Below are 10,397 nucleotides of genomic sequence, written 5' to 3' on the forward strand. Positions count from 1 at the left end.
CTCGATGAAATGGCGCTTCCCGCGTGCCATGCACTGTTCCAATTCCACGTCCAGCCAGAAGAAGACGGCCCCGGAAAACTCTCCTGCCAGCTCTACCAGCGCTCTGCCGATATGTTCCTGGGCGTCCCCTTCAATATTGCAGAATACGCATTATTGACCAGGATGATGGCCCATCAGCTGGGCTACAACCTCGGAGACTTCGTGTGGACCGGCGGCGATGTGCATATTTACGCCAACCACGTCGAACAGGTGCGCGAGCAGCTGAGCCGTCAGCCTTATCCGTACCCGCAATTACGTTTCAATCGCAAGCCACAAGATTTATTCAGCTACGAATGGGAAGATTTCGAACTCGTTGAATACCAACACCACCCCACCATCAAAGCTCCAGTTGCCGTCTAATTGCCGCATCGGCATGGTTTGGGCTCAAAGCCTCGACGGTGTCATCGGTTTGGACGGTGGTATGCCCTGGGAAGTACCCGAAGACCTTCAGCATTTCAAACAGGTGACCATGGGCGAAGTGCTCGTCATGGGCCGCCGGACGTGGTCTTCTTTCCCCAATTCAGTCCGACCATTGCCTGGCCGAACCTCGATCGTTGTCTCAAAAACGTTCAGTGAGGACCCCAGCGATCCCAATTTGGACCATGAAGACGTCCACATTGTTGAAGATTTGGATAAGGGCCTAGAACTCGCCGCTCAGCTTAAGACCAGTCAAACAATTTGGGTGGCCGGTGGTGGCACCCTATATGATCAGGCCATAGATATAGCCACCGTGATCGAGCGCAGTCTGTTCAACCTCAACATTGACGGCGATACATATGCCCCCGAACTTGATGGTTCTTGGACACTTGCCGAACAAGACCCAGCAAACGGTTGGCACACGTCCAAGTCCTCGGTCGAATACCGGTTTGAACGATGGGAGCGAACTCTTGAGCAAGACAACTAATACGGCCCCCGTGTCACAACGGCAAATGGTGTTGGCCTTCCTTGGTCTGGTCGCCGGTCCCCTGTTGGCGCTGGTTTGCGCCGGGATGGGGCTCTACCTCGTACTCACTGGTAAAACGATCGCAGGGGTAATTTTTATCCTTGTGCTGACCCAGATCTTTATCGGTGTTGGCCTCTGGGCATATAACGCCCGCAAAAAACATGCGCTTGCGCAGAATGTAGAATAAAAACTTATGACTCAACACGTTTCGGAGGCCCCAATGAACGCAGATGCTGCAGCCCGTCCATCAGTTGGTCTAGTCGGCTGGCGAGGCATGGTCGGCTCCGTGCTCATGCAACGGATGGTAGAAGAAAACGATTTTACCAAGATCAATCCCGTCTTCTTCTCCACATCAAACGCCGGCGGTCCGGTTCCAGAACTCGCAGGTGTTGATACCTCCGAGACTCTGCAAGACGCCCACGACATTGACACCCTGGCCAAACTGCCAATCATTCTGACCACTCAGGGCGGCGACTACACCACCGAGGTGTACCCGAAACTTCGCGCAGCAGGCTGGAACGGCATCTGGATTGATGCAGCATCTACCCTGCGCATGGACGACGAATCCATCATCGTGCTAGATCCGGTCAACCGCGACCAGATCGACGCCGGACTGAAGAACGGTGTCAACCAGTTCGTTGGCGGTAACTGCACCGTCTCGTTGATGACCCTCGGTCTCGGCGGTCTGCTCCGCAACGGCCTAGTCGAATGGGGAACCGCCATGACTTACCAGGCGGCTTCCGGTGGCGGTGCCCGCCACATGCGTGAGCTCATCAAAGGCTTCGGCACCCTGCATGACGTCGTGGCAGATGATCTAGCCAACCCAAACTCTGCCATTTTGGAACTGGACAAAAAAGTCATTGATGCCCAGCGCAACGGCAGCATGGATACCACTCAGTTCGAGGTACCTCTTGCCGGTTCGCTGATCCCTTGGATTGACTCCGATCTCGGTGACGGCATGTCCCGAGAAGACTGGAAAGGCATGGCCGAAACCAACAAGATTCTTGGTCGTACCGGTGACAACATCATGCCGCTAGAGTCCGTGACGGTTCGTATCGGTGCTCTACGCTCGCATTCCCAGGCCTTGACCCTGAAACTCACCAAGGATATCCCATTGGATGAGATCGAAGACCTGTTGGCGAATGACAACGACTGGGTGAAATACGTTCCTAACAACAAGGAAGCCTCGCTCGAGCAGCTCACGCCCGTAGCTGTTACCGGCACCATGGATGTTCCCGTTGGCCGCGTTCGTAAGCTCTCTATGGGACCGGAATATATATCTGCTTTCACCGTTGGCGACCAACTCCTATGGGGCGCGGCAGAGCCGGTCCGCCGAATGCTGATGATCGCCACCGGCAATCTATAAACCCAGCAAGAACTAAATCCTAGGCTAGCCACCAGTTGCAATTCGCGACTGGTGGCTAGCGCTTTCATACGGCACAATGCCCCTCAGTCGTTTGGAACAGTCAGATGACGTAAGATTTCTGATTTCTAGCCGACGGTAGACGCGGATACCCCATGTGGAACGGTACTTGATACCGTCAGGAGGCTTCTCAGAGCAACGCGCATCAGGTGTCGCTAATTCCAGCCGCTGATGCCAAGATACGGCTCAGGCGATGGGCTAGTTGTTCGGCCGGCTCGGATGCATCATCGCGCAACCAACGTTCGGTACGCCATAGAGCACCAGCAGCTAAAAACATTGCTCGCTCGTGAACGTCTTCTGGGCTGGGTTCCATATCTTGCATCGCAGGTCCGAGGGCCGTCACATCTACTATGCGGGTCGCGAGGAACTCAATGACATCTTCTCGTACTTCGCCGGCAGCGGTGGAGTCCAGCACCGCAAGATAGAATCCTCGGCGATGTTCCAGCTCAGTCAATAATGCGTGCAGGGCAGTCGAAGAGGCATCGTGCCAAGAACCTTGTGCGTCATGGGCTGGCTGCGGCACACTGTCAAAGAGTGCAACGAGCCGTACAGCTGCAGCGGCGCGAATAAGGTTCGCTAAATCACCAAAGTGTTGGTAGAGCGTCGGGCGACTCACTCCGGCGGCCCGTGAGATCTCTGCGAGACTCAACACTTGTCCGGGCTCGTACTCATCCAGGGCGCGCGTCATCGCGGTAATCAAAGCGGTTTTCGATCGCTCAGCACGCGGGTTCCGCATCTCGCCTGCGTCTGGGGTATCACCAGTAGTCACCGTCGTCCTCCTCACTCAAAGTCGACCCCCATAATGTACCAGCAGATTGAAGCTCGTCAGCCTATTCGAGAGTTCTACGCCGCCAGAAAAGCATCACCGCACAACACTGTGCCGCAAAGGGGTTTCCGGTACACGCACCCTTCCACGCCTCCTCGCGTAGCAAGTATCGGTGCGGTGACGCCCTAGGGTCAAGGAAAAGGTGGCTGCAGAGCCAACACGAGGTGGTCTACAATATGAGCTGCATTATACAACCGACCAGCGCATGTTGACGGTGCGCACCCCAGCATGCTCGAAGGAGAACCGACTTGAGACTCCCCAAGCTCAAAATCCCTACAGCCGCATCGATGAACATCGGCCCAAAGTTCCTACAACGCTTCATGCGCATCTGGCCGCCATACCTCGGCGCGGGCATCAAGACCCAATACATTGCAGACAACGCCTCAAGAGCCATTGTGACTCATAAACCAAATCTCCTCACTCGAAACCTGGTCGGAACTGCCTTCGGTGGCACCATGCTGTCGATGACCGACCCATTTTTCATGTTTGCGGGCGTCCACGGCCTCGGCAAAGAGTATCTCGTCTGGGATGTCGGCGTCGAAGCGCAATTCATCAAACCAGGCAAAGGAAAGATCACTGCGGACTTCCAAGTTAGCGAAGAGACGTGGGATCTCATTCGCGAAAAAACCATGGATGGAGAAAAGTATTTGCACTGGTTTGAAGTAGCTATCACCGACGAGTCAGGCGACACCGTGGCCATTGTCCGTCGCCAGGTCTACTTCAGAAAAAAGCGTACGGCTCTCACCGAGAAAGCTAACGCAAAATAACCAGCACTTAACCCGCCGCCCCTGCGCCTTCTGTCTCCACGCGTGACGGAAGGCGTTTTTATGCCCAGATGCTCTCAGGAAATAAAAATCTTTCCCACTCACGATTGATGGCTGACCTGGACAAACGCGAGACACCACGCGCAAACTCGTGACATTCTCTACTTTTCTTCACAAAACACTTGCACGTTGCTAGTCAAGCAACTATATTGTTAGTACAGCAACGACGTGTTGCAAGTCACACAACCTAGGAGTCGAAATGGCTAACGAAAACTACGCGGCACTCGAACAAGAAATGGAAACCGTTCTCGAGAAAATTTTCGAGGCAGGCGCTGAAGTATACGCAGAGCGCGGTTTCAAACGTCGCGTTGGATACGGTACCCGTCCAGCAGTCATTCACATCGATATGGCTAACGCTTGGACTCGTCCAGGTCACCCATTCTCCTGTGAGGGCATGGATACTATTATCCCGGCCTGCCAGGATCTGAATGCTGCAGCTCGCGCTAAAGGTGTCCCAGTAATTTTCATTACCACCGCCTACGATGTTCTCGATGACAGCCTGGCATCCGACATGGGCCTCTGGGGTCAAAAAATCCCATTGGAAACCCTAGATGCTTCCACCGGCGCAGCAGACATCGACTCCCGCATCGCACCGCAGGAAGGCGAACTGGTCATCAAGAAGAAGCGCGCGTCTGCCTTCCCCGGCACCAACCTAAACCAGTTCCTGACCGCTAACCGCATCGACACCCTGATCGTCACCGGCGTTACAGCAACGGCTTGTGTCCGCCACACCGTTGAAGATGCCGTAGCTGAAGGCTTCCGCCCGATCGTAGTCAAAGAAGCTGTCGGTGACCGCGTACCTGGTGTTGTTGCCTACAACCTCTTTGACATGGACTCTAAGTTCGGCGACGTTGAACCACTCGAAAACGTGGTCAACTACCTCAACGAACTGCCAAACTTCGAAGACACCGTGCCAACCACCACCCTGTCTGTCAAGCAAGCTGTCACAAGCTAATCGCCGAGCTATGACACTCTGACACGTTGGTTCTGACACGTTGGTTGAGATAGATGGGCTTGTTGAAGTATGCGAAATCAGCTTCGGCAAGCCCATTCTTTCTTCAGTCCCACCTCTCATGTACTCTAGGGACTTTTGTGTTCCCGGCCCGCAAGATATGGAGCCCCCATGACCACCAGCGACCACAGCTCGACAAAACAGCCAACCAATACTTCTGAAGTTTCACCTCAAACGCTTCGACAAGTCACGTTTGCCGGATTCGCCGGAACAGTAGTCGAATGGTTTGATTTCGCCGTCTACGGCTTTATGGCAACCATTATTGCCACCACATTTTTCCCAGAGTCCACCGGGGCGGTGGCTCTACTCCAAACTTTCGCCATTTTCGCCGTAGCCTTCGCCCTACGCCCCGTAGGTGGCGCAATCTTCGGTATGCTCGGCGACCGTATCGGCCGCAAATCAGTACTCATCTTGACTGTACTGTTAATGTCCGGTTCCACCGCAGCCATCGGTCTGCTGCCAAGCTACGACCAAATCGGTATCTGGGCCGCAGTCCTGCTGACCGCTGCTCGTTGTCTCCAGGGCCTGTCGGCCGGCGGTGAATATGCGGGTGCAGTCACCTATGTGATCGAGCATTCCCCGCCGCACCAGCGCGCACGGTGGGGCTCGGCCATGCCAACTGCAACTTTCGCTGCGTTCGCTGCAGCCGCCCTGCTGTCTTACCTACTCACGACCGGACTCGGCGAAGCCGCAATGCAAGAGTGGGGCTGGCGTATTCCGTTTCTGATCGCTGCTCCGCTGGGCCTCATTGCCTTCTGGATCCGTCGGAAACTCGGTGAATCCCCGATGTTCCAGGAAGCTGGCGAAGATGACACCACTGAGCATGCCCCGCTGCGAGCCACCATTCGCACTCAGGCTCGTCCAATGATGATTCTGGCCGGTTACATCTCGCTGACCGCGCTCAGTTTCTATATCTTCTCGACCTATATGACGACGTTCCTTCGGGAAGTTGTGCAACTCGAGGCCGTGCCAGTACTTGCTTCCAACGTCATTGCGCTGACACTTGCAGCATGTATGGCGCCACTGGGCGGCGTTATCTGCGACCGCTTTGGCCGTCGTAAGACGATGTTCGCCTCTGCCATCTTGCTGGCAGGCACTGCGGTCCCCGGCTATATGATCGCTGCCGGTGCGACCTTCACCACCGCGCTGCTTGGCCAGCTGCTCATTATGTTCGGCACCGTCGCTGCCAATGTGGTGACCGCAGTGCTGCTCACCGAAGTTTTCCCAACTCGGGTGCGCTACACCGCGTCAGGTGTCACATACAACGTGGCCTACGCGCTGTTTGGTGGTACAGCACCGTATATTGCGACGTGGCTCATCGATGTTACCGGGAACCCACTTTCACCAGCCATCTATCTGACCGTGATTGCCATTGGGGCGTTCATCGCGACGACACTTATGCCAGAAACTGCCGGTCGGGATCTCGGAGTCGGTGTTGACGACGAGCCGATCACCTCATCCATTCCGGTACTTCCGGAGGATAGCAAGATCAAAGCGTCCAAACCCAAGAACGAAAAAGTGAAAACGCTCGCCTAAAGTTAATGCAGTTCAACCCTGGCGATACCCGAGGGCATGGTTCGAAACGAATCATGCCCTCGAGTTGTTTTCCGAGACTACAGCAGCCCCCAGCCGCGCTGAAATATCGTGGGCTGTTTGGCTGACTGCGCGCTGCAAGGCCTCTGCCGAATGTTGGAATTCAACCCGGGAGGTCGGTGCAGACAGAATGACGCAACCGGTCGCTGTGCCGCGCAGATCAAACACGACTGCTGAAACACCGAATTCTTCCGGGGTCGTACCACCCTGGTTGGTCGCAAAACCGTGCTTCCGGATCAATTCCAACTCGATTTCCACGTCTTCGCGGCTGATGCCACCTTCAGGCACCACAATGCGACCTGTTTCGATCAGCTGGTGCACTGCGTTGAGTGGCTGATGTGCCAGCATCACACGTACCGACGATGATTCCCACTGGTTATAGCGGTTACCAATCGGCTGCGTGTGACGCACCTGGTGCGGACTGGCAACCTGTTCCACCACTATCGTTCCGCCGTCGCCCCAGACACCCAGGGCGGTCGTTTCGCCTGTGAGTTCTGTGAGACGCTCAAGATGTTCAAGACCCGCGGCACGAATATCCAGATCGGCCAACAGCGGCGCTGATAGTTCGAGGACGCTGAGACCGAGTCGGTAGCGGCCGCTGGTGGCTTCACGGCGGACATAACCGAGTTCAGACAAACCATTGAGCATGCGAGACACCGTGGATTTGTGAAGCCCCACGATCTCGGATATCTCAGTGACGCCCAGTGCCGGTCTCTTGATCGAAAAAGCTTCTAAAATTGACAGTCCATTGAGCATGGCTGCCGGGGCACCCTGGGGTTGCCGGACGGCTGGTTGATCGGCTTCTGACAAAGTTGCTCCTCAAATACAAGTGATGTGCATCAATATTGTCATATTTCCTGCTCGCATGGTCGGAGCGTACCGAGCGCACCTGACTTCAGTTTTCCCTCCAGGAGCCCCGATCCTGCCCATCGGTTTGGCGTGAGCTGACCACGCAGCCGGTTAGGACGTGAAGAGTCCTGGATAGAGATCGCGGATTTCGCGTTCCATGATGGGCGCCAGCGTGGTGGCATATTGGGGCGTGATGTGGGAGTTGTCGTACCACACTGCTACGTTGCCGACCACGGCTGAACACGCAGTATCTGGGCCTTGCTCAACACCGGGACAAACATATGGGTTCATATCCATGGTGTGGGTGGTCTCGGCTAAATCTTCGTCTGCAATTGGGTTGGGATGATGGGCGTCGCCGGCCATGCCGCCGCATTCTTCCGGAGGATTTCCTGACACCAAACAATCTGCTGTACCAGACGTGCCACCCGGACGAATCAGACCACGGATCAGCAACAGGGGTGTGTCCGTTGCCGCAATCTGTTCCCAGCGTTGTTGTGCTCCTTCAGCGAACCCTTCGTCAGCAGGTCTGCTGTACATTTGCGTGCCGGGAGCCACCACGAGATCAATGTTTTCAGACTCCAGGTAGTCCATGAAATTGTCGTTCCACTTGTGGCAGTAGTCGTTGCCTGGTTCATTTGGTACTCCGGAGAAATTACACCCGGATTTGATGGCCAGGATGACTTCCCAGTTGTGTTCACGTCCAAGGGTTCGGAACGTCTGCTCCCAGTTGCCCCGCATGCGAGTCAGGAGCTAAGACAACGGTTGCTGAAGGATTATCCGGGGCATCTGGATCTTCACACAGGGTGACTTCATAACTACCCGGTTCATTTCGCCCGTCCTGGCGACAATCTTGGGTGATATATTCTTGCTCCACACCAGCAAGTTCCTCGCCGTTTGGCTCATAAGTGTCTACTTCCGGAGCTTGAGGCCCGTCTTCAAGTGTGGTGAGAGCTCCCGGGTAGGTGTCTGTATCCAGCGCGTAACCGGCTTCTTGTTCTTGCGCTGTTTCTTGCTGTGTCGAGATAATGTAGTTGGCCACGATGTTGCTGAACACCAGCATGACGACCAGCCCAACCGCAATCGGGATCGTATTGGCTCGCTGACCAGTGGCGCGACGTCCCCAGGATTGGATGGGACGTTCCACGAGGTGGTTCAGCAACATAGCTAAAACAATGGCTGCCGCAAGAATGACGAATCCCCCGCGGATGCCAATGGCTTCACGATCGCGAAGTGTCAGGTAGAAAATCAGCAACGGCCAGTGCCATAAGTACAGGGCGTAGGAGTAATCGCCGATCCAGTTGAAAACTTTGTTATCGAGTAATTGGGTGACCGACCCGCGTTCTGTCGTCTCGTCCTGTGCTGCGGCAAAGAGTACGAATGCCAAACCCAACAGTGGCCACAAGGCAAGGGGGCCCGGGAACTGTTGTCCGCCATCGAAAAGAAACCCGGTCGATACGACCATGAATAGTCCCACCCAGCCCAATACAAAACGTAGGCCCTTCGCCAACCGCAGGTGGTCAATGACAATCGCAACCAGTCCACCAAATGCCAGTTGCCACAGCCGGGTACTCGTGGCCAGATAGGCCTCATCTTGCGACTGGGCACCATAGATGATGGCCCAGGCCATCGAAATGAGCAGCGTGACAGCCAGTACCCCACCCAACCAGAAAACTGCCGGTTGGTTACGTTTTCGTGCCAACCAAACAAGCACCAGGATCACAAACGGCATAAACAGGTAGAACTGACCCTGCACTGATAACGACCAGAAGTGCTGGAACAGAGAAGTCTCTGGGCCCGCCGCATCATAGGAGAGCTGCGAATTGATCAGTTCCAAGTTCTCGTAATACAGCAGCGACGCTACGGCTTCGCGCAACATCTGAGTGTGCTGGGTGTACGGCAGAATGATCATGCCCGCGATGGCGGTTGTAACCACCACGATGGCAGCGGGCACAAAAATTCGACGAAACAGCCGACCGAAGTATGCCACGAAATTGATACGGCCGTCGTTCTCAGCGGCTTCGCGCAACAACATTGCGGTGAATAAGAAACCTGAGACCGTGAGGAAAATGTCGATACCACCGGACACTCGGCCGTTGCCGAAGAGGTGGAATAACACCACACCCAGGATCGCCAGTCCACGGATACCGTGGAGGTCCGGCCGATATCTGCGCTTGGGTGTATGCCGCGCGACACGCGATGTTTGCGTGGTCTGGGTCGTCAAGAGATCAACTCCAATTCCGGTTCTACGTACGTTACGCCCCTAACTGCACTCCAACCAGTACCGGTTCTGGCACGAGGTGTATCCCCCACTTTTCAGCCACGCCGTCTCGAACAACAGTGGCAATTTGCACCAGATCTTGGGTGCTGGCTGTGCCACGGTTCGTCAAAGCTAACGTGTGTTTCGTGGACAGGCTAGCGCGCCCATTAACCGTATTGGATTCGCCGTTGAGCCCGAATCCTTTGTTGTAGCCCGCGTGCTCGATCAGCCAGGCGGCGGAAAGTTTGACCGTATCGGTGGTCTCACCAGCTTCGTGGTGCGGAAATCGCGGGGCATCATCTGGCAGCGTCTCCGCCACCTCGATCGGCACGATGGGGTTGGTGAAAAATGAGCCGGTCGACCAAGTGTCGTGGTCTTGGGCCTCGAGCACCATACCTTTGGTACCACGCAGATCCAGTACGGTTTGCCGGATACGCTCTAATGGGGCGCTTTGTTCAAGTTCGAGATTGAGCGCACGGGCCAGTTGGGTGTAGCGAATCGGTGCCGACTTCCCGGTCTTGACGAGCTGTAGGTCAACCGAGAGCACAATCCAGCGTGGTGAGGCCTGATGAAAGTTTGTCGTAGACGAGGCGATGGTGCGTTTGATCACCGAGTCACGGTACCCAAATTC

At 55.4% G+C, this 10,397-nt stretch carries 12 protein-coding genes; 7 read left to right on the forward strand and 5 right to left on the reverse strand.

What is annotated here, in order from left to right:
* The 4 genes from thyA to asd all read left to right on the forward strand — a co-directional run.
* A partial coding sequence (thyA, locus tag L0H14_RS10330; protein WP_301421785.1) for a thymidylate synthase occupies positions 1 to 399 on the forward strand: 399 nt, incomplete at its 5' end.
* Between the two features lie 13 nt (positions 400 to 412).
* A complete protein-coding gene (locus L0H14_RS10335; RefSeq protein ID WP_301416049.1) occupies positions 413 to 943 on the forward strand; it encodes a dihydrofolate reductase in 531 nt (176 codons plus the stop codon).
* Positions 927 to 1,169, forward strand: a complete 243-nt coding sequence (locus L0H14_RS10340; protein WP_245540628.1) for an NF038396 family protein — start codon at positions 927 to 929, stop codon at positions 1,167 to 1,169. The genes L0H14_RS10335 and L0H14_RS10340 overlap by 17 nt, the downstream gene beginning before the upstream one ends.
* A gap of 33 nt (positions 1,170 to 1,202) precedes the next feature.
* Complete coding sequence (asd, locus tag L0H14_RS10345; RefSeq protein WP_301416170.1) at positions 1,203 to 2,348, forward strand: aspartate-semialdehyde dehydrogenase; 1,146 nt, start codon at positions 1,203 to 1,205, stop codon at positions 2,346 to 2,348.
* A 202-nt stretch (positions 2,349 to 2,550) separates the two neighbouring features.
* On the opposite strand, the gene L0H14_RS10350 is transcribed toward asd, so the two are convergent.
* Positions 2,551 to 3,174 (reverse strand): TetR/AcrR family transcriptional regulator, encoded by a 624-nt coding sequence (locus L0H14_RS10350; RefSeq protein ID WP_301416053.1) that lies wholly within the window; start codon positions 3,172 to 3,174, stop codon positions 2,551 to 2,553.
* A gap of 305 nt (positions 3,175 to 3,479) precedes the next feature.
* Between L0H14_RS10350 and L0H14_RS10355 the strand changes: the two genes are divergently transcribed.
* The 3 genes from L0H14_RS10355 (at position 3,480) to L0H14_RS10365 (ending at position 6,603) form a co-directional block, all read left to right on the forward strand.
* Positions 3,480 to 3,998 (forward strand): DUF4442 domain-containing protein, encoded by a 519-nt coding sequence (locus L0H14_RS10355; RefSeq protein ID WP_301416054.1) that lies wholly within the window; start codon positions 3,480 to 3,482, stop codon positions 3,996 to 3,998.
* A gap of 256 nt (positions 3,999 to 4,254) precedes the next feature.
* The gene (locus L0H14_RS10360; protein WP_301416056.1) at positions 4,255 to 5,010 is read left to right on the forward strand and encodes an isochorismatase family protein; all 756 of its coding nucleotides are present in this window, start codon (positions 4,255 to 4,257) and stop codon (positions 5,008 to 5,010) included.
* 168 nt (positions 5,011 to 5,178) lie between these two features.
* A complete protein-coding gene (locus L0H14_RS10365) occupies positions 5,179 to 6,603 on the forward strand; it encodes an MFS transporter (RefSeq protein WP_301416058.1) in 1,425 nt (474 codons plus the stop codon).
* Positions 6,604 to 6,654: 51 nt separating this feature from the next.
* On the opposite strand, the gene L0H14_RS10370 is transcribed toward L0H14_RS10365, so the two are convergent.
* The 4 genes from L0H14_RS10370 to L0H14_RS10385 all read right to left on the reverse strand — a co-directional run.
* Positions 6,655 to 7,470: an IclR family transcriptional regulator gene (locus L0H14_RS10370; RefSeq protein ID WP_301416060.1), complete on the reverse strand. Its 816-nt coding sequence runs from the start codon at positions 7,468 to 7,470 to the stop codon at positions 6,655 to 6,657.
* Positions 7,471 to 7,620: 150 nt separating this feature from the next.
* The gene (locus tag L0H14_RS10375; RefSeq protein WP_301416062.1) at positions 7,621 to 8,247 is read right to left on the reverse strand and encodes an SGNH hydrolase domain-containing protein; all 627 of its coding nucleotides are present in this window, start codon (positions 8,245 to 8,247) and stop codon (positions 7,621 to 7,623) included.
* Positions 8,204 to 9,730 (reverse strand): acyltransferase, encoded by a 1,527-nt coding sequence (locus L0H14_RS10380; protein WP_301416064.1) that lies wholly within the window; start codon positions 9,728 to 9,730, stop codon positions 8,204 to 8,206. The genes L0H14_RS10375 and L0H14_RS10380 overlap by 44 nt, the downstream gene beginning before the upstream one ends.
* A gap of 31 nt (positions 9,731 to 9,761) precedes the next feature.
* The coding region (locus L0H14_RS10385) for a UDP-N-acetylmuramate dehydrogenase (RefSeq protein WP_301421787.1) at positions 9,762 to 10,397 on the reverse strand (636 nt) is incomplete at its 5' end.

The organism is Yaniella sp., from assembly GCF_030453185.1.
In the GTDB taxonomy this organism is placed as follows: Bacteria; Actinomycetota; Actinomycetes; order Actinomycetales; family Micrococcaceae; genus Yaniella.

Excerpts from the sequence above, each read along its gene's own strand:
- asd (WP_301416170.1), top strand. The coding sequence starts at position 1,203 with ATGAACGCAGATGCTGCAGCCCGTCCATCAGTTGGTCTAGTCGGCTGG.
- L0H14_RS10365 (WP_301416058.1), top strand. The coding sequence starts at position 5,179 with ATGACCACCAGCGACCACAGCTCGACAAAACAGCCAACCAATACTTCT.
- L0H14_RS10360 (WP_301416056.1), top strand. The coding sequence starts at position 4,255 with ATGGCTAACGAAAACTACGCGGCACTCGAACAAGAAATGGAAACCGTT.
- L0H14_RS10375 (WP_301416062.1), bottom strand. The coding sequence starts at position 8,247 with ATGCGGGGCAACTGGGAGCAGACGTTCCGAACCCTTGGACGTGAACAC.
- L0H14_RS10335 (WP_301416049.1), top strand. The coding sequence starts at position 413 with ATGGTTTGGGCTCAAAGCCTCGACGGTGTCATCGGTTTGGACGGTGGT.